Genomic DNA, 18,321 nt, shown 5'->3' on the forward strand with positions numbered 1-18,321 from the left:
TAATACAAATAAACCACTTAATTAATTGTTTGTCTTGGAATAAATTTTCACAGCTTCCTTCCTAAACGAACGTTCTTTGCTTATTCTCTTTAACAACTCCAACTCCTTGGGACTTAACATATTCCATGCCGATTCGCCTCGAAGTCCTTTTAGTAAGAGAGTGATATAAGAATTGTCGATACCGACTTCACGAGCAATTTTGGCATAGGTATCATTGGAGGTCAAAATTCTCCGAAAGATGTACGAGTCTCTTTCGGCATTCTCTAACTTGAATTGTGTTATATTTGAACGAACATTCCTTTTTCGATTTATCGCTCCATCAATCTTCCGTCTTTCTTCGACAGGCAACGAATAATAAATATGCCTATAACTTTGACCAAAGAGAAGTGCCCTTATATTATGTAATTTGACTGCATGTTTTTGAGCCAACTGCAAAAATGTAATGTCTGTTTCAACATATTCTTTATAGATTGATCGAACTTGATCTTCTGTCAAATGCCCAGAAACTTCATGTCTAAATTCTCGTAAATCCTCTAGCATGTATTCCTCTTCAACAGATAGATTTGGCTTATACTCTTTATACATCCGTCCTTTTAAGATTGCCCTTGCAGTCGAACCATTAATTCCAATCTCTTCAGCAATTAGAGTAACAGGTTTTCTTTCCTTTAATACCCCATAATAGAGCCTCTCTACTTCTTCTCGCGTATACTTACGTTCATAGACTCTTTCTTTTGAATTTAACTGATCTTTGATAGCTTTCTTGACTTCGTCACCCAATTGTTCAGTTACACTTTTGTAGGTAAACCCAACTAGAATATCTCTAATAACAGCAAAACTTACATCATAGTCTTTAGCCAACTGAGATCTTGATTTTTCTCCGCTTGCATACATATTGCACATATCAATGATCTGATCATTAGTAAATAGCTTTCGTCTCATCAGTATCGCTCCCCGCTCTTGTAAAAATATTTCCTCTATGATATCAAACTTCCTCAATATACAACAACTTCTTCCTCCTTTGAGGTTGGTTGTTGAAATTTTAATCCACCTTTTTATCCGTATTTCTAAATGTTAAGACCGTGAGCAATTTCGTCAACCAATGAAATGTCCGTCGTATCTTCAAATAATCAGAATATAATCAATGAACCGACCATGAAACAACCATCCAGTCTCCTGTAAGTTCAGAAAATAAGAGCATTTCCATTCAATACCCCGGATAAAAGCAAATAAAAACGGTGCCCTTTGGACACCGTCTCCATTGATCACTTCAACTTACTATTATTCAACGCTCAGCTCTTTGTCAACCACTCTTGCCTTGATGAACTGGTATCTGGATAAGCTGAAGAACTCGTTTGCCCATGTCCTGAAGCCGTTAAGATCTTCGAAAATTTTTGGTGGATTCCCGTTGGCTCTAGTGAAAATGACCTTGTCCCCGTTCTTGAGATGTTCTACAGAAGCTTGTATAAACGATCTGATCTCATTCAGGGCAACTTCCGAATCATTTACCTGATAGCTTCGTTTGTCAAAATCCTTTTCGATCTCTTCTTCCTGACAATTGGCTGCATTTTCACAGAACCTGTTAAAGTCAATCGTTATATTCCCGTCAATGATTCGGTACTGCGTAATCGTTGTCATTAGCTGTCAGCTCCTGAGGTCTACTTATTCCTGTCTATGAAATAAAAGAGATTTATAGAATTGGACTCGATTTTCAGCAGATGCTGTATGCATCTTCCATTTTACTTACTTCTCGTTGTTGGGACAAGTGGGTAGACTGGGTGGGCGGGTGGAGGGATGGGGATGATCGGAGAGAATGAGCCTAATTGCTTAAGTTGTCGAGTTTAGGTGACGTAACCGAAATCGGTATCTTTCTCTGTTCCGTTCTGCTGCTTCTTAACAGTCGTTGTCTTGTTTATATGTTTTATCTTCGGAATTGGGTGTTGAAGTTTAGTCCTTCTGCATCAAATTATTGATGAGTTCGAAGAGAATTAAGGGTATGATCGAGTCAATCCGATCATACCCCAGGATTTGTGGTTCGGTACTGATACACTCGCCAAATCGATTACTTGTACTTGTTTCTTAAATATCAAGGGCTTCTTCTTTCGACCTGAATTGAATATCTCGTTAATACTCTTCGGGCAACAGGAAGGTGTAGTATTGATTCTGACCATCATCCCCGTATATCGCCCAGACCTTGATATCTGGAGGGAAAATCAACTTATCAATTGAGCACAGATGGTTCTCGTTACCGTCAGTTACAATGGTCTTTCCAGCCTTCGCTTCGAAGGATAGGAAGTATTCTTTGTCCTGATAAAGCCGCGTTATGATGGAGATGATAAGTTGCCAATCTCGGGAGCCAAAACGCTCAACGCCTGGAGTCATAACAAAATTGATTTTGAACCCCCTCCCCTTACTCATGATTTTTAAAGTGTATTTTCCGACTTACTGTTAATCAACCGACTGATAGTGAGGTTGTTACATAAAATCTCGAATTCTTCTTCGCTAAATCCATTAATTTTCATCAACTCTTGCTTCCGTTCAAACTTTGCCAGCTCGCTTTCTTCGTATTGAGCATTAGCCGTGATTGCTGCATTGACAAGAATGGCGGTATCAAAATCATGCTGCTTTTGATACGCATGAAAGAGAGTATTAAAATCCACTAACGATAGCTGAGCTAATGGCTTCAATTCCCTTGAAATGTAGATCAATACGGTCATCTCATCCCGAGGAAGAGTTTCACTCCAACCCATATGGGTAATCGATTCGAGCTTCACGTTGAGGTACTCTTTTGTAAAATCACCGATATTCATGAACTCGTCGTAATCGAGTCTAGCCTGAGACTTCCCCGACAGCTGCCAAATAACTACAGGGACTCGCATGCCTGGGCAGGACTTTACAGTCGGGAAGCCCCTGAATTCAAGGTCAAACCCTTCTAGATACCCCTTTCCGACAAGATGAGCGTTAAACTTACGCTTCGTATGCAACATAATAGATCGAACTCATACAAAATCACCCTTTTCGGATTGTTCAGACGTATCGAGTGTGTTGCTTGGAACCGGCTATTTATTAACTTTGGGATGACGCCTTCCGGAGTCGCCTTCCAAGTGTTTCAAGAGTAGAAGGCGCATTTCGCGAAAATCTGAGCCGATGGCATTTGCTTTCAAAAGAAAGACCCGAAAAGTATATTTGCTGTTTTCTGACATCATCATGCGGGTTAATGCCTTCTTTTGTCTTAATGCCTGACAAGTTAGGAGTAAACTAAACTGGATGTATGCCTTAACACAGTCGGCGTCTAAAGTGCTATTGTATAGTCGATACTCAATAGTCGGCTGTCTTCCCGAAAGTAAGTTATGTAGATTTATAATGCGATACCGGCTCTCGTTTCTCCTTATGGTTCTGACTGCATCCAAGGTTCCCGCATACCAGATCTCTTTAAAATGATCCCAGGTCGAGGGTTTTTCCGAATTGAGCTGATTGATAAATTCTTCGGACAGGTAAGAACAATACTGCCCCTTACGGACTTCTTTTACGGTTAAGGTATTCGCAAGAAGATATTGTTTGCTGTAAACGAGATTACATAAGACCCGTAAACTTTTTGGATCAAACTTTTCAGCGCCGATATGGACGTGAATCCCGCAGTTTGCGCCGGTTGTTGCACCAGCCGCTTTTAATACTGCGACAACCCCTAAGAGAGTCGAGAGATCGGCGTACTCCAGGATCGGCGTAATAAGTTCATATTTGTACTCTTCTGTCCCTGGGACGACCGTGTTTCCTACCTTTTTCTGAGCATCTACGGAACCGTCATTTATAAGTTGCCAAATGCGATCCTTTGGGTCGGGTACGTGGTACTCTTCATTCCAACCACCGAACTTTACGTAAGTCGTTCCGAAATAATCGACCAAGACTTGGGTTGCTTCAAACCTAGTGATCCCACTGAACTCGATCTCTACCCCTAGGGACAACTCATCGAACCCCACCTGCATCGAATGCCCTCCAAAATTGTTAATGATAAAAAGAAGAAAACCACCCTGAGTGGCTGCTCGGGTGGTTGGGTTAGGTCGAACCCTTAATTATGTGTTCAGTTACATGACGTTGCGGCTTCTGGAGGTACTCACTACCTATATATCCGTAATTAAATTGCATGCCAAAGCCTCTTACGTCCATCGTATTAACCCCCCTGATAATTACCAAAATTTTAAGTTGTTGTATTCTAACATTATTGTTTTATTGTGACCAGTTTCTCGACCCGGTCAACTCCGAAGAATTTCAAAAATGTTCAAACCATTTTTGTGACGATATGCTGAATAATGAAAAACCACCCTTTGGCTAGGTGGTTGGGTGGGAGTACGCATTACGCTGAACAGGATTTTTGACCGCATGTCGGGCAAATCGAGCATCCTGGAGTAATATGAACCGGATACTCTGAAAGGCAATTGTAGCAATGGATAACCTTCACATCAGATTTTTGTTTTATTGTCTCTTGGGACATCGAATTACCTTCCTTCCTTATGTATCCTTCATTATAATCGAACATGCGTTCTATAAGAAAAGAAGGAGGATCGAATGACTCCTTAGGAAGTGATGCCCCTTTACCCCCTCCCGAAAACAACTGCGGGAATTCTTCACTGATCGCGACGTGGCAAGGGTCGCATACTAAGATGGACTTTTCGCCCATTCCGATGAACTTTGCCTGGACTAGATAATCCACTTCCGGCTCCAACCCTGACGGTACTAATGGGGAGCTACATACTCCACAGGAGCCATGCAACTTCAAATAACACTCGATACAAAAGATTCCTGTGGTATGACTCATGTGGCTGAAAAGCATGGGGGCTTCGGTTGAACAAAATGTGCAGATCTTCATATAAACACTCTCCTGTTTTTACCTGAAAACACAAAAAACCGCAGACTCTGCCCGTTATAGGCAATGTCTGCGGTGCTTCCGCATTCAAGGATTATTCAACTTCTCCCAATATACCCAAAATGGAAGTAGTTAGCAATTAAATCTTAACTCGTCAGATCTGGGCAGATACGAGACTCGTGGCGGGAACGTGAAATCGGAAACGACTACACACCTGGTCAAATAAAACCCTGTGGCGAGGCGCATGATTCTTGAACTATCGTTCTTCGTTAGCATAATCATGAACAAGCAGCCCCAATAAAAGTACTGCTGCCTCATTACAAATTTCTTTTTAGAGTTGTTGAATTGTCGGACGAATAATCATCTCATTAATCGCTACATCTGATGGTTGTTCAATTGCAAATGCGATGGCACGAGCAATATTAGCAGGCTTGATTGCAACTTTGCTATCTTCTACAACTGCGGCTTTTAGTTCTGCATCTGAAATTGCTTCTAATAATTCTGTAGCAATAGCTCCTGGCGAGATGATGGTTGTGCGAATATTGTTGGAGAATTCTTCTATACGGAGACCTTCTGTAATGGCACGTACAGCAAACTTAGTACCACTATAAACTGAACTCGCAGGGAATACTAAGTGACCAGCTATAGAGGAAACGTTAATGATATGCCCTTCTTTTCTTTCTCTCATGGACGGAAGAACAGCAGCAATACCATAAAGTACACCCTTAATGTTAACATCAATCATCATATTCCACTCATTGAATTTCTTCTCATGAACAGGTGATAACGGCATTACCCCTGCATTATTAACCATTACATCAATTTTCCCAAATGCCTTAAGAGCATAATCAGCTAATTCTTCCATTTGTTCATTTGAGGCAACATCCGTGACTTTATAAATAGCTTGCCCACCATTATTTTGTATTTCTTCTTGCAGCTTTTGTAAACGATCTTCACGACGAGCGGCTAACACCAACTTCGCACCTTTATATGCAAGTTCTTTTGCAGTTGCTTCCCCTATCCCACTGGATGCACCTGTAATAATGACAACCTTATCTTGAATATTCGACAAAGAAATGACATCCTCTCTTAATAAAAATGTGATACAAAACAGTTAACTTCTCTCTGTTACGCTGTTATTCTTCGATTTTAAACCATGGGCCTGAAGCTTGAATTACGCCCCAAAGTTTTTTAGGAAGCTCAAGCTCACTAACCTTTGAAGCCTTAATCGCTGTTTGGATTTCAGACTCCTGTCCATTTTGTACCTTTTCAACCCAGTCTGGATTCATGACTAACGCGTGGCCAATCGCAGCTAGGGTAAGACCCTTTTCTATTCCTTTTGCCACATCATCAGGAGTTAGCATAGAACCGGCAGCTAGCACAGGAACTCTGCCTTGTACATGTTCAACAAGTAACTCAACATACGTTTTTTCATATTGACTGTCGACTGGCTTTGAAGAAAGAGCATCAGCCAATGAAGCATGCACATAATCAACGTCCTCTTCAATCAGGCGTTCAATCAATGCATAGGTATCCCTCATTCTCAGACCTCCTTCTTCTGATTCTTCAGGAGAAATTCTGTACCCTAAAATAAACGGTTTTGTTGCATGCTTTCTGATTACATTCTTCATTTCCCTAACGACAGCCAGTGGGAAACGCAAGCGACTTTCTAGAGATCCACCCCATTCATCCTCACGTCTATTGAAGAAAGGAGAGAAGAAGTTTTGAAGTAAAAATCCGTGAGCGCCATGAATTTCAACACCATCAAAACCAGCTTCAATTGCTCTTCTTGTTGTTTGTCCAAACGCATAAATCACTTCCATTATCTCATCATGTGAAAGTTCTCTAGGTAATACTGACGGAGCAAATGCAGTAGCTTCAGTCTCTACAGCACTGGAACTAACCACCACACCATTTGGGGTTAAAGCCGGTATTGCTTTGTTACCTGCATGAAAAATCTGAAGTAACGCAGGAGCTCCACCGCTTTTCGCAGCATCAGCTAATTTACGTAGACTTGGAGTAAAGGAATCGTCATAAGCTGCGAATTCATTCGTAAAACCCATACCGTTCTGTTGCACATGCGTACAGCCTGTTATAACAAGTCCAACCCCGTATACTCTTTTGCGGTAATAGCTGACTTCCTCGTCGGAGATGGTTAGATCATCGTTGCTTGCCCAGGTTGTCATTGGAGCCATAACTACGCGGTTCTTGATCGTCACACCATTTTTGAATGTGAATGGTTGAAACAGTTGATTGTATTTCGAATTCATTTTTTTTATCCTCTTCTCATTTGTTTTATTGATAACTGTTTAGACTTAAGTGAATCAATCAGAAGGCCAATGCTTGGAGCATTTTAACAGCAACCAAGTGACTAATACTAATGACTAACTAATTATAATTATCGAACGTTCGTTTATTTATTAATAAAAGATACATCTTATTATATCCAAGTTCATTCGCCTTATAATAAACGATCATTCGATTATAATCAAACATGATAAAACTCAGAGGGATTTGTGATTTTTCATAGTTTTGGACTCTGTTACCTCTGAAAGTTCTCAAACTAAGCTTTTAAAGCATCCCAAGTCATTTGAATTAATTCGTTCAAGTTTTCCTGTTTAAACTCTATTTGACCGCCAATATATATTTTGACATATTGCATGGCCGGGATAAACATGAACATATGGAGCAGGTTCGTATCCACTTGTTTGAAAACATTTTGAATCTTGCCTTTTTCTAATAAGTTAAAGATCGGCTCAAAAAAATCTAATCCCTCTTTTAGAGATAACTTATGAAGGAGAGGTGAGTTTGAAAATTGCTCAAGAAATAAAAATTCATCTTTATTAGTCAAAATAAAGTTTATATACTTTCTCAGAGCATGTTCGAAAGCTGATTGTAACGACAAAGAGTCATCATAGTCATAGAACACTTCTAAACTCATCTTCTTTTTGATACTCAAATACAATTTATTCAGCATATCCTCCTTGTTTTCAAAATAGACGTATATCGTTGAAGAAGATACACCGGCTTTTTTCGCAATCTTGGACATCGAAGTTTCCGCTAAACCATGTTCATTTATTAGCTGAATCGCTGCATTAAAAATGCTTTCGCTTTTATTTTCATCTTTATGTCTCATGGATCCAATATTAAACGATCGTTCGATTAAAGTCAAATTATTCCCAATGCCCAATGTCTTTACTTTGATTTACTTCCTTGAGGACCGCCCCTTAAGTGAGCATACACAATTCGCAAATCACATAAAACAAACTGCGGAAGCAAGAGCCGATCTACCGTTTCTTCCGATAGCTACAGGAATTGAATTAACCAACAGCGAAGAAGCTTCATACCCCTTAACTCAGCTAAATCCTTATTTTTCAGACTCGAGTTTTGTAGTATACGTTCAGCGATTCAACAAGAATCTTATTGATATCCTCATAAGTGTCACCAACCTCTTTGTCAGTGAACAGTATAGGCTTGCTAATCCGTCTTGTGATAATCTCAGCTTCCTCATCCAACATAAATAGATTTAAGCCATGCACCTGCAAAGTCAGTTGAGATAGTAATTTTCTCAATGATTTAACCTGATTGATCTTCGAAGGTTCTGCCCAAATGCACTCAAATTGACCTTCATAAAATTCAGATCCAACATCATGATCAGAAGGAATGTTCTTTGATCTTAAGTAGTACTGCTCTTCCTCAGGCAGCTTAATAATGTCCGTTAACCACATTATTACTTTCCCACTTCTATTTATGCCGAAAGGAATGATAAACTCCTCTGTTGATATCTGACCGTATGTTTCAGCACCTAAGTCTACTTTATAGCGCGGATTGTGCATGTAATAAATCAGTACGTCCAGTGAGAAAAATACTGGTGCGAAATCTCCAAGATCTCCAATACTCAATGCCGGTATAAAAAAGCAATCGGATTTTGAAATTCTAAAATCCACGCATCCTTTTGGATATTGCAACTTCTCAAAGGGTTCTTCACTATGACCCTTAAGCTGAAACACTCTCCGACCCGAATCTTTATTGTCAGAGATAAATTTTTGAATCTGTTTAGAGGTATAATCGGGTAAATCAACATTTTCACATGTAGGACAAGTAAGAAGCGGTAACAAATCAAAAGCTATTACTATCTCGTCTTACTCATAAACGTGTCGCTCAAAATTAAGGACTTTCCAGTCGTCACAATTACACCGTAACTTTACCACGTAACATCATCCCCCCTTCACCTGAAAACATTTCGCTGAAACTTGACTCATATCCTTCTAATACAACAATCACATCGTCGCTTATCGAAAAAGCTCAGGATTTTTTATAGTTCTGCTCTGATATCACAATATCGCTCCTTGAAGTCAAACGCTAATTCGTACTTATCCCTCGAACATGAAGGTGAACTCCTTGCGAATCGCACCATAACAGTGATTGCAAACCAAGATATTCCTGTCACCCATACCGATAAACTTCGCTTCTACGCGATAATCTATGTCAGGCAAAACCTCACTCGGCATGAAGCTTGTACTACATACTCCACATGAGCCATGAAGCTTCATGTAATCCTCCATGCAAAGTGAACCCATATCGTGGGTTAAATGATTGAACAGCATTTCGGCTTCCTTCTGACAAAATACACAACTCATCTCCAACGCCTCCGAATTTGTTATTGAACGCAAAAAACCGCAGACTTCGCCCGTTAAAGGCAATGTCTGCGGTGCTTCCGCAATCAAGGTTAATTTAATTTCCTCCAATATACCCCAATTGCGGATAAAAGACAAGAAGAATCCTTCCTTGCCGAATGTGGGCGATACAATACTCATTCGGCAATTTTCAAGTCGGGAAAATCGGCTGCACTTCCAAGAGCAGCAGGGGAACCGATTGCGCTATCTTTCCCCGTAGCCATCCATGCAGCGCAAAAACCTGCGCTGCACCACAGAGACCCTCAGGCTTGGTTTCTGCAACAGCTCACAGTCAGTTTGCACCGACCACTGGGTGTGGCACGTACGGCTCCTCTAAATATGCAATTTCATCAGGCGCTAACTTCAACGAAAGCGCACCAACAACATCTTCAAGGTGTGGCGACTTCGTAGCACCGACGATAGGTGCTGATACCGGTTGTTTTTGCAATAACCATGCAAGTGCGATTCGAGAGCGGGGAACTCCATGTTTCTCTGCAAGTTCTGCCACACGATCCACAATCGATTGATCAGCGTCAGCCATTGCATCGTATTTTCTTTTTTGAACTTGATCGGTTTTGGAACGATCTGTTGTTTCACCACGATCACGCGTCAATCTTCCTGATGCAAGCGGACTATATGGAATCACGCCGATTTTTTCTTCCCTGCAAAGAGGTAGCATCTCGCGTTCCTCTTCACGGTATATTAGATTTAAGTGGTTCTGCATGGATACAAATCGTGTCCACCCATTCTTCTCTGCAACATGCAGCGCCTTTAAGAATTGCCAAGCATACATCGCTGAAGCACCAATGTATCTTGCTTTGCCCGCCTTCACGACATCATGCATGGCTTCCATGGTCTCTTCGATAGGCGTGGTGTAGTCCCAACGATGGATTTGATACAAATCGACGTAATCGGTTCCCAGTCTCTTAAGGCTTTTATCAATTTCACTCATGATTGCCTTTCGGGATAGCCCTGCACCATTTGGACCCTGATGCATACGCCCCCAAACCTTCGTGGCAAGTACAATTTCATCCCGATTAGCATAATCCTTTAGCGCACGTCCAACAATTTCCTCACTTGTCCCATCTGAATATAAATTCGCCGTATCAAAAAAATTAATGCCCAGTTCAAGCGCTTTTTTAATAACCGGACGGCTATGCTCTTCATCAATGACCCACGGGTGGGACCATCGTTCTGCTACACCAAAGCCCATGCAACCAAGACATATTCGAGAAACATCCAAACCCGTATTTCCAAGTTTCGTAAACTCCATAACCGACACACTCCTTCATATCTGTCGTTGGAAAAGCGTGTGAATTACTCACACGCTTTTAAGATCAATCATGAATTTTACGGGTGCCGATCCATTTGACCATTTCAGGATCACGATGTGAAAAGAACAGGCTCTGACTCGTATCAAGCGTGGTAATCTTCTCCATATCCTCCTGGCTCAAATCAAAGTCAAAGATGTTGAAGTTTTCGATAATTCTTTCCATACGGACTGATTTTGGAATTACTACAACCTCTCTTTGAGTCAGCCAACGTAAAACGACCTGAGCAACGGATTTGTTATGCTTTTCAGCAATGGAAATCAACACCTCATTTTGGAACAAGTCATTTTTACCCTCTGCAAAAGGCGCCCAGGATTCAATTTGAACATTGTTCTCTTTCATGAATTTTGCATTTTCAATTTGTTGGTTGAATGGATGTGTTTCAACCTGGTTTACGGCAGGAACGACATCATTATGAATAATCAAATCGATCAGGCGGTCCTCATGGAAGTTACTTACGCCGATTGCACGGATCTTTCCTTCTCGATACAATTCCTCCATAGCGCGCCAAGAGCCATACACATCTCCATACGGCTGATGGATCAAATAAAGATCCAAGTAGTCAAGCTGCAAAAGCTCGAGTGATTTTTCAAATGCTTTTTTTGTGCGCTCATACCCGGTATCCTGCACCCACAGCTTCGTCGTGATGAACAATTCCTCTCTTGCCACGCCGCTGCGTTTGATTGCTCTGCCAACCGCTTCTTCATTCATGTAAGAAGCAGCGGTATCAATCAACCGGTAACCTGCTGCGATCGCGTCCACAACACTTTGCTCACACTCATTTTGATCAGCAATCTGAAAAACGCCAAAACCGAGGATTGGCATTTCTACACCATTGTTCAGGGTCACTTTTTTCATACAAAATCCTCCAGTGTTTTTAAATAAGGTGCGAAATAAAGTTTAATCATATCCCCTACATACAACCCTTTCACACCTTTATTATGCAACAGAAGACAAAGCGACTGTTATCCCAATCAGGTCAAATGTTTGCCTATTCCTCTCACGTCTATTTATATAAAAGGCGGATTTGGACTATAATCATTATTACTAACAGGACTGAAGGAGAATGGTCGAATGTCACAACCGCAGAATGAGCTTGCTCAAATCATCGCTCGTTATGCAGAAAAGGATGGTGTACACAAAACCACCGTGCCGTCCTTATATTTCATGCGAGATTCTAATGCATCTGTACCCAACCATGGAGTGTACAAGCCTTCCTTCTGCATCGTGGTCCAAGGGGCAAAAGAGGTATGGCTAGGCGAGGAACGGTTTAGATATAGCCCTACCGATTACCTTGTTGCTTCCGTTCATTTACCCGTTACCGCCCTTGTCACTGAAGCAACCCCCAATGTCCCATATTTGGGTTTTAAACTTGAATTTACGGCGAATCAAATTTTAGAGGTCTTACGTGATTCTGAAATAAGGGTAGGACCCAGAGAAAATGCAAAGCGAGGGATGTTTGTCAGCCGGATTGATACGCTTTTGCTCGATACGGTTATCAGGTTAGCACGCTTACTTGATTCCCCAAAGGATATTGCAGTACTTGCGCCCCTGTATACGAAGGAAATTCTGTATCGAATTCTTCAAGGTGAGTATGGGACAACGCTTGGGCAAATTGCAATAGAGGGCAGCTCCGCCAATCAAATAAACGGCGTTATCGAGCATATCACGAATCACTATGTTCGTTCTTTTCGGATTGAAGAACTTGCCGATATCGCAAATATGAGTGTTTCTTCGTTACATCGGCACTTCAAAGAAGTAACTGCCATGAGCCCAATTCAGTACCAAAAACAACTGAGGCTTCAGGAAGCCCGCCGACTGCTGTTTACCGAGTCCGCAGATGCGACTGAAGCTGCATTCCGTGTAGGTTACGAAAGCCCATCGCAGTTTAGCCGCGAATATTCCCGCATGTTTGGCTTTCCACCTAGAGAAGATATAAAGCGTCTAAGGGCGTAACCCGAATCGATTTCAAGTAGCTTAATAAAACAAGGAGCAGCTACACTACACAAGCTGCTCCTTGTTTGTTTTCTCGTCATGTAAGTACTGTCCGATAGCTTTATTGAACCTTTATCAGATGGGCTTGGTATCCGCGCTGTAACCTTAATTGATTCATCGCTGAACAGCAGCGGGACTTCGCTGCACTAACCTGTCCGATAGCTCAATGTAGCAAGATTTAAAACTTACTACATTAGCAATAATTTTTATGCCTTAACCTTTCTTGAGTCGAAAGCTCTTCCCCAAAACAAGCTACCTCTCTACTTGAACTTCACTCGATGTTTCTTATTCTTGCTTCAAAGGTTGTTTCCAAAGTCCTTCTAAAAGAGCAGAATTAAACTGATTTGTAGTAGCTCATATCGCCGAATAACTGAATAAATGAGTTGAACGAAACATGTTGAGCATCCTTTAGACCCTTCTCTGCAAGAATTGAACAAACGAAAACTTCAGGGTCGAATAAGGCGAATTCGATACTCGCACAGTTTTTATTGGAGTGCCTATGAACGTGGATCTGCCCGAGGGCTAACTCCCAACTGCTGTCGGGTTGAACTATAGCCGTTATTAAAGTGAGCGACAAATTATGATGGGATTGAAGACTGTATTGTGCGACTTTTTCGAGAGCTAACTTCTTTGATTCATCCCCAAATCCAAATCGCGAGCTGATCGAGTAGATCCCGATACCAGTAAGGAAGTCTGTTCCCTTTATAAATTTGAATTCTTGCGCCGCGGATAATGGTGAACAGAATGCATTAAAGACCAGGCATCTAACTGGCTGCTCGAAGGTTAAAGCTTTTTCTGAAGAAAAGACAGTAGAATCGCCGGATTCTACTGGCACAGACTCAATGAAATCGGCAAAGAAATCATCGACATAAGAACGAAATCGGCTTTTACTTACAGAATAAGCAAAGCACGAGAAGTGGGAATCAGAGTACTTTGAGTTAGCAATACCCAGCAGCTCGGCATGATCTACATCAGATACCCCGATCAAACGACCTGATGACGGATCTGGTGGACTATACTCGTGGAATGATGATTTGCGACTTATTCTTGGCATTTGTGATGCCCCCTACATTAATCTTTTTCCTCTTAGATACGGACTTCAGAAGCTCTTCCGAAATCTCAGGTATGCCAAGTGGGTTAACTACTGATTTCCTGATGGCACGAAACTCGAGTAAAGCTACCCGAACGGTTTCAACATCTTCGGCATCCATTAAGAGATTGATCGGTGCACCAAATAAGCTCTTTATACTCGTTGAAGCATAACTGACATTCGATGCGACCGTTTCAGGGGAAACCTTGAAGTGGTCCGCTACTTTCTTATAGTTCAAGTTGCCGACACCCAAATAAAAATAAAGTCGATCACCCACATTGCTGAACGTCTGGTGGTTTGCAAACGCTACGAACTCTTTAGCGAAGTCGAAAACTTCCTCAAGTGCGGCTACCTTCTCATTGATCAGCTGTAACTCGGCTGCGTCTCGACAAAATCGCTTCCCAGCGTTGAGCAAGCCGCTCGCCTGCTTCATCTTCACGAAAATATTTGCCATGTCTAATACCCTCCGTTCTAAACATTGAATGGACTTTGTTCTTTCATGCACTGAAACATTCGGTCGAGTTGGTCTTGATTGCTCAAGCCGCCATCCTCACCCTCTATGGTGTTGAATTTTCCCTCCAAGAGAAGCCTCAACCCCTCCAATTCGATATCGGAACCGTTGTTTGAACAGAGCAAATTGCGGATATAACTCAACTTACTTCTGTTAGCATTTTTGAATAGATACTCGGCATTAGAACGAGTGAAAACCGTCAAAAGGAGCACCTCAGAACGACAATCTTCTAAAGTTAACGAGTAATCAAAACCCTGTTCAGGTAACAATTCAAAAATACCTGGCAGAAAGTAATTATTAGGAACCTTTGACTGCGCTGAACGACGAAACTTTAACATTGCGGTGTTTACTGAAATAATGTCTTCACTCTGAACTAAATCCTTAAGAGCCGCGCCGATAATCGGTTGCAATACCGTGTCGGAATAATATTTTATAGAAGCCTCAATCGCATCTTTCGTAACTCCAAAGTGAGCGGCGGTCTTTTCAGCATTAAGCCCATTCTTCAAGTAGAAAATAATACGATGCTTCATATCCTCTTTCTTGACCCAAGAAAATGACTCAATGAACTTAGTCATTTCCCTGATGTTTTTCAATTTTTCATGGTTCAGGTCGACATCGCCAGAGTAAACATCGTCACTCAAACGTGCTTTGATATCCTGATAGAAATCCTTCAACTCTCGAAAAATGCTAGGATGATGCTTTCTTGGCATGACACTCCCCCTCCCTAGTCTGCCAACTGGCTCAACAACTTCTTACTTGTGTAGACGTTCTCCGAATACCATTTACGAATTTCATTTGCATCATTGACTGTGCTGCAATTCAAAAGCGTATTGAGCTTCTCTGTGCTTAAAACCGTTTTGCCGAGGTGCTCCATTACTTTTTCAAGATCGTTATGCATTGAATCAACGGAATTGTACTTCAACATTTTTGCATCATAGATCGTGCAACCCTTACCTTCTAAACAGAGGGTTAGGAGTCTTCGCTTCTTCTCTGAGGCTTTATTAATAAGTATCAGATAAAAATTCAGAATTTCCACGAGAACAGTGACTTTCGCATGGAGGACTTCACGATCTTGATCTGACAATCCCCTAGAATCGATCTGATTATTGGAATCAGAGATATACTGGATCAATGCTTGCAACTGACCTGAAATCTGTTGAACTTTTCTCACTGTTTATCTTCCTCTCTATTTAAGGTAAGTCGTGGATCTTTCAGGCAAATCGGACTTAAACGGCAAAATAAAGGTGAGTCAATTCTCTGCTAACCCCAACCGAGAAAATTTACCTAGAAAAGCAACCCGGTGATTAGCATTTTACTTTTGGAGTTTTGCGAAAACCCTAGAGCCAAAAGGGAAAAATACCGGTAACAAAAACAGGGAAGTAAAAAAAAGTATCTGTTTTCTCGGTTGAGGCTCTCGGTTAACGTTACTCAGAATAGTTTTTGTTCATCAAAATGTCTTGAAGTTAGAAAGTTTCCGAATGGTGAATATAGGTAATCAATCAAAATAAGTTTTTCCAATAAATTATCGCTAGATCGAACAAAATTAGATGAAGTCCAACGGAATCAACACAATACGAACTATTATCGGCAGGGAGATCTTCGTCAAAAGAAGTAAGTCCGTCGGTCGTTATGGTTGGTTGCAGACTAATGGACGAAAACCGGAATAATCAACACAATGGAAAGGTTATGGATTGTAGTGTTCTTAAGTGAAATTTTGAGGGCAAAAATGTGCGAATTAGATTGGGGGAATTCTTAGTTTATAAAACTTAACCGCTATTCATTATGGGTTCAGGAAGGTTATTGATCTGTGTTCTAGATTTTTATAAAAACTATCCGTTTCATTATTGAGGTTATCCGTCCAGTTGTAAAACCTAACCATCTGGTTATTATGAAAGTCCATTTCCCCATATGAAAAATTCAGTTCCGTTATAGAGATTGTCCGTTTCTAAAATCTATCCGTCTACTTGTAATAAGAGTCTGCCCCGTTGTAGTTCAAGACGTTTTTTTATAATTATCCTATCCACCAAAGAGGATTTGAAATCTCTTAGATTTTTATAGTTCAGCTTAGGAATATCGATGAAATATCCGCCGCGGCTGAATAAAGTCGTTTATTTAATGTTGAACTGCCACACTGTCGATCTAGGATCTCAACAGTTCGAGTAGCTGCTCATGATTTTTCGACCCAAGATCAAGATAGAAGGCGGCTTAAAGAAGCCAAGGTCTACCCCCTCCAGAGCAATGAATAGAATTATCGAGAGGAGACTGAGTGTCAATCTTTTCTGACGAAAAAAAAGCTCCTACCTGCCTACCTTTCTGCGGGTGCGAGCCTTACAAGTCATCCAAGGGTGTTCAAACTGTCAATCGCCATTGTTCAGCAAACCCAAAAATCGAGGCCTCCTGAAGGTATATTTAAGGGAGGTATCACTATTGACACCTCCCTACCGTTTGCCTACTTAAACTTAAAAGCCACTATACTGAATTCCCTTTAACTTTTATTGATCAATGTGATTCGACTTAAGCTTTTTCTAAGTTATATATCAGAAGTGAACTTGTGCGATGCCAAATACCTGTCACTATATATCTGTATTGCTCCTGGTTTTTGAATTTGCCAATCTCGGATGCGTTTGTGAACGAGAATTGGCGTAGGACTGTTATTCAAGTAGTTTTTCAAACAGTTTTACGTCAAAACACCAAAACCATGATAACAATGAATCTAACCCCCAACCGAAAGGACGGGAGCAAACTTTACGCGTGACGCGATTTTAGCCACCGTGAGGGACGAAAGGGGCGGAGATGAGGGGTAAAACCAGACAAGGGCTTAAACGGCTCGTTGGGGCGATTTCGAAGCCGTGGAAAGGGCGAGCGTTGAAGGGATACCTGATAGGGCGAAAGGTGAGGAATACCGAATTACCACCGGCTCTGGGCATTCGACCCCAAGAGCCGAGAAAAGAGCAAAAACGGACGGATACTCGTAGGCAAGAGTTAGGGCGGGAATACCGGATCGTTTATAACGGGCTGTACGGACTTTTCAGGGGGCTTTGGGGGCTTCCAATACCGAAAGGAAACCCCCAGTACATGAAGGGGATTAGAATACGATTGTCACACCAGCAAGCCCGTCATTAATTTGAATTAACTTAACAACCAAAGAAATAAATGAAGGCTTGTCCTCTTACTTATACCACTGTAACTACATCACATTCGCATTCGCTTTCATACTTATTCCCCCCTATTCCCTCTGTAATGGCCATGCAACTCTTCATGGTCTGACTTCCTCATAATTACAAGGTTCTCTATAGAGTTGGTTCCTCCACTACCGATGGGAATAATGTGATGAATCTCATGGGTTCTAAACTCACCAACACAAAGTTCAACAGCCTGGATACCAACATCCATAAGAACTATTAACCAATGCACACGAATCGATTTATTGTAACTGTTTCCAAACCTGACTGCCGGATATCCTTTAAATCCCCGACCACTGTCTGTGGACACCATTGTATAATTGTCACGACCAAAATGATTTAAACAACCCCAAGACAGTTTTCCATCAACTATGAGCTCGACCTCTTCATCAGTTACCATGTCTGTTACAGTGATACCATCTTCATTGCAGAAAAAAGATATTGTGACATTGAAACCTTATGCACATCGCCACCAACCATGTCTACTACAAGATACTCCGAATCCTTTTGAGATAGATAGAACGCACCATCGAGAACACGCTCTTTGTAGAAGTCAATCTTTGCAAGCTCGGCAATCTTTGACGAACCACCAAAACAACGTTTAAGGTTTTCTGTCTGGTCAATACCGATAAGTTGAAGCTTCCTCGTCGCACCCAAATCAATATTAATTAACATGAA

General features: G+C 41.3%; 18 protein-coding genes. 1 reads left to right on the top strand and 17 read right to left on the bottom strand.

The window, feature by feature from the left end:
* Positions 1-21 precede the first annotated feature (21 nt).
* The 11 genes from ACFPQ4_RS02820 to ACFPQ4_RS02870 all read right to left on the bottom strand — a co-directional run bounded on the left by ACFPQ4_RS02820 (position 22) and on the right by ACFPQ4_RS02870 (position 11,723).
* Positions 22-939, bottom strand: coding sequence for a hypothetical protein (locus ACFPQ4_RS02820; protein ID WP_378110218.1), 918 nt, complete (start codon positions 937-939; stop codon positions 22-24).
* Between the two features lie 339 nt (positions 940-1,278).
* Positions 1,279-1,635 carry a hypothetical protein gene (locus tag ACFPQ4_RS02825; protein WP_378110219.1) on the bottom strand — a complete coding sequence of 119 codons (357 nt, stop codon included), beginning with the start codon at positions 1,633-1,635 and terminating at the stop codon, positions 1,279-1,281.
* A 785-nt stretch (positions 1,636-2,420) separates the two neighbouring features.
* Positions 2,421-2,984 carry a gamma-glutamylcyclotransferase family protein gene (locus ACFPQ4_RS02830; protein ID WP_378110220.1) on the bottom strand — a complete coding sequence of 188 codons (564 nt, stop codon included), beginning with the start codon at positions 2,982-2,984 and terminating at the stop codon, positions 2,421-2,423.
* Positions 2,985-3,056: 72 nt separating this feature from the next.
* On the bottom strand, positions 3,057-3,980 hold the full coding sequence (locus ACFPQ4_RS02835; protein WP_378110221.1) for an amidoligase family protein: 924 nt from the start codon (positions 3,978-3,980) through the stop codon (positions 3,057-3,059).
* 1,209 nt (positions 3,981-5,189) lie between these two features.
* The gene (locus tag ACFPQ4_RS02840) at positions 5,190-5,930 is read right to left on the bottom strand and encodes an SDR family oxidoreductase (protein WP_378110222.1); all 741 of its coding nucleotides are present in this window, start codon (positions 5,928-5,930) and stop codon (positions 5,190-5,192) included.
* Positions 5,931-5,994: 64 nt separating this feature from the next.
* On the bottom strand, positions 5,995-7,128 hold the full coding sequence (locus ACFPQ4_RS02845) for an NADH-dependent flavin oxidoreductase (RefSeq protein ID WP_378110223.1): 1,134 nt from the start codon (positions 7,126-7,128) through the stop codon (positions 5,995-5,997).
* A gap of 293 nt (positions 7,129-7,421) precedes the next feature.
* Complete coding sequence (locus ACFPQ4_RS02850) at positions 7,422-8,030, bottom strand: TetR/AcrR family transcriptional regulator (protein ID WP_378110224.1); 609 nt, start codon at positions 8,028-8,030, stop codon at positions 7,422-7,424.
* Positions 8,031-8,232: 202 nt separating this feature from the next.
* Positions 8,233-8,868: a hypothetical protein gene (locus ACFPQ4_RS02855; protein WP_378110225.1), complete on the bottom strand. Its 636-nt coding sequence runs from the start codon at positions 8,866-8,868 to the stop codon at positions 8,233-8,235.
* A gap of 363 nt (positions 8,869-9,231) precedes the next feature.
* Positions 9,232-9,633 carry a hypothetical protein gene (locus ACFPQ4_RS02860; RefSeq protein ID WP_378110226.1) on the bottom strand — a complete coding sequence of 134 codons (402 nt, stop codon included), beginning with the start codon at positions 9,631-9,633 and terminating at the stop codon, positions 9,232-9,234.
* A gap of 193 nt (positions 9,634-9,826) precedes the next feature.
* Positions 9,827-10,807, bottom strand: a complete 981-nt coding sequence (locus tag ACFPQ4_RS02865; RefSeq protein ID WP_378110227.1) for an aldo/keto reductase — start codon at positions 10,805-10,807, stop codon at positions 9,827-9,829.
* Between the two features lie 64 nt (positions 10,808-10,871).
* On the bottom strand, positions 10,872-11,723 hold the full coding sequence (locus tag ACFPQ4_RS02870; RefSeq protein ID WP_378110228.1) for an aldo/keto reductase: 852 nt from the start codon (positions 11,721-11,723) through the stop codon (positions 10,872-10,874).
* A 216-nt stretch (positions 11,724-11,939) separates the two neighbouring features.
* On the opposite strand from ACFPQ4_RS02870, the gene ACFPQ4_RS02875 reads away from it, so the two are divergent.
* On the top strand, positions 11,940-12,821 hold the full coding sequence (locus tag ACFPQ4_RS02875) for an AraC family transcriptional regulator (RefSeq protein WP_378110229.1): 882 nt from the start codon (positions 11,940-11,942) through the stop codon (positions 12,819-12,821).
* Between the two features lie 373 nt (positions 12,822-13,194).
* On the opposite strand, the gene ACFPQ4_RS02880 is transcribed toward ACFPQ4_RS02875, so the two are convergent.
* From ACFPQ4_RS02880 to ACFPQ4_RS02905, 6 genes are all read right to left on the bottom strand, one after another.
* Positions 13,195-13,914 (bottom strand): hypothetical protein, encoded by a 720-nt coding sequence (locus tag ACFPQ4_RS02880; RefSeq protein ID WP_378110230.1) that lies wholly within the window; start codon positions 13,912-13,914, stop codon positions 13,195-13,197.
* Positions 13,874-14,404: a hypothetical protein gene (locus ACFPQ4_RS02885; protein WP_378110231.1), complete on the bottom strand. Its 531-nt coding sequence runs from the start codon at positions 14,402-14,404 to the stop codon at positions 13,874-13,876. Before ACFPQ4_RS02885 ends, ACFPQ4_RS02880 begins: the two co-directional genes overlap by 41 nt.
* A 17-nt stretch (positions 14,405-14,421) precedes the next feature.
* A complete protein-coding gene (locus ACFPQ4_RS02890; protein ID WP_378110232.1) occupies positions 14,422-15,171 on the bottom strand; it encodes a hypothetical protein in 750 nt (249 codons plus the stop codon).
* Between the two features lie 14 nt (positions 15,172-15,185).
* Positions 15,186-15,632: a hypothetical protein gene (locus ACFPQ4_RS02895; protein ID WP_378110233.1), complete on the bottom strand. Its 447-nt coding sequence runs from the start codon at positions 15,630-15,632 to the stop codon at positions 15,186-15,188.
* Positions 15,633-17,677: 2,045 nt separating this feature from the next.
* Positions 17,678-18,043, bottom strand: a complete 366-nt coding sequence (locus ACFPQ4_RS02900; protein ID WP_378110234.1) for an HNH endonuclease signature motif containing protein — start codon at positions 18,041-18,043, stop codon at positions 17,678-17,680.
* A gap of 5 nt (positions 18,044-18,048) precedes the next feature.
* Positions 18,049-18,318: a hypothetical protein gene (locus ACFPQ4_RS02905; RefSeq protein WP_378110235.1), complete on the bottom strand. Its 270-nt coding sequence runs from the start codon at positions 18,316-18,318 to the stop codon at positions 18,049-18,051.
* Positions 18,319-18,321 lie beyond the last annotated feature (3 nt).

The organism is Cohnella yongneupensis, from assembly GCF_042655785.1.
GTDB classification, from domain to species: domain Bacteria; phylum Bacillota; class Bacilli; order Paenibacillales; family Paenibacillaceae; genus Cohnella; species Cohnella yongneupensis.

What these genes read in the sequence shown, in the direction of transcription:
- ACFPQ4_RS02830 (WP_378110220.1), bottom strand. Translation starts at nt 2,984, where the DNA reads ATGTTGCATACGAAGCGTAAGTTTAACGCTCATCTTGTCGGAAAGGGG.
- ACFPQ4_RS02820 (WP_378110218.1), bottom strand. Translation starts at nt 939, where the DNA reads ATGAGACGAAAGCTATTTACTAATGATCAGATCATTGATATGTGCAAT.
- ACFPQ4_RS02900 (WP_378110234.1), bottom strand. Translation starts at nt 18,043, where the DNA reads ATGGTAACTGATGAAGAGGTCGAGCTCATAGTTGATGGAAAACTGTCT.
- ACFPQ4_RS02885 (WP_378110231.1), bottom strand. Translation starts at nt 14,404, where the DNA reads ATGGCAAATATTTTCGTGAAGATGAAGCAGGCGAGCGGCTTGCTCAAC.
- ACFPQ4_RS02825 (WP_378110219.1), bottom strand. Translation starts at nt 1,635, where the DNA reads ATGACAACGATTACGCAGTACCGAATCATTGACGGGAATATAACGATT.
- ACFPQ4_RS02890 (WP_378110232.1), bottom strand. Translation starts at nt 15,171, where the DNA reads ATGCCAAGAAAGCATCATCCTAGCATTTTTCGAGAGTTGAAGGATTTC.
- ACFPQ4_RS02880 (WP_378110230.1), bottom strand. Translation starts at nt 13,914, where the DNA reads ATGCCAAGAATAAGTCGCAAATCATCATTCCACGAGTATAGTCCACCA.
- ACFPQ4_RS02875 (WP_378110229.1), top strand. Translation starts at nt 11,940, where the DNA reads ATGTCACAACCGCAGAATGAGCTTGCTCAAATCATCGCTCGTTATGCA.
- ACFPQ4_RS02835 (WP_378110221.1), bottom strand. Translation starts at nt 3,980, where the DNA reads ATGCAGGTGGGGTTCGATGAGTTGTCCCTAGGGGTAGAGATCGAGTTC.
- ACFPQ4_RS02865 (WP_378110227.1), bottom strand. Translation starts at nt 10,807, where the DNA reads ATGGAGTTTACGAAACTTGGAAATACGGGTTTGGATGTTTCTCGAATA.
- ACFPQ4_RS02905 (WP_378110235.1), bottom strand. Translation starts at nt 18,318, where the DNA reads ATGTTAATTAATATTGATTTGGGTGCGACGAGGAAGCTTCAACTTATC.
- ACFPQ4_RS02870 (WP_378110228.1), bottom strand. Translation starts at nt 11,723, where the DNA reads ATGAAAAAAGTGACCCTGAACAATGGTGTAGAAATGCCAATCCTCGGT.
- ACFPQ4_RS02845 (WP_378110223.1), bottom strand. Translation starts at nt 7,128, where the DNA reads ATGAATTCGAAATACAATCAACTGTTTCAACCATTCACATTCAAAAAT.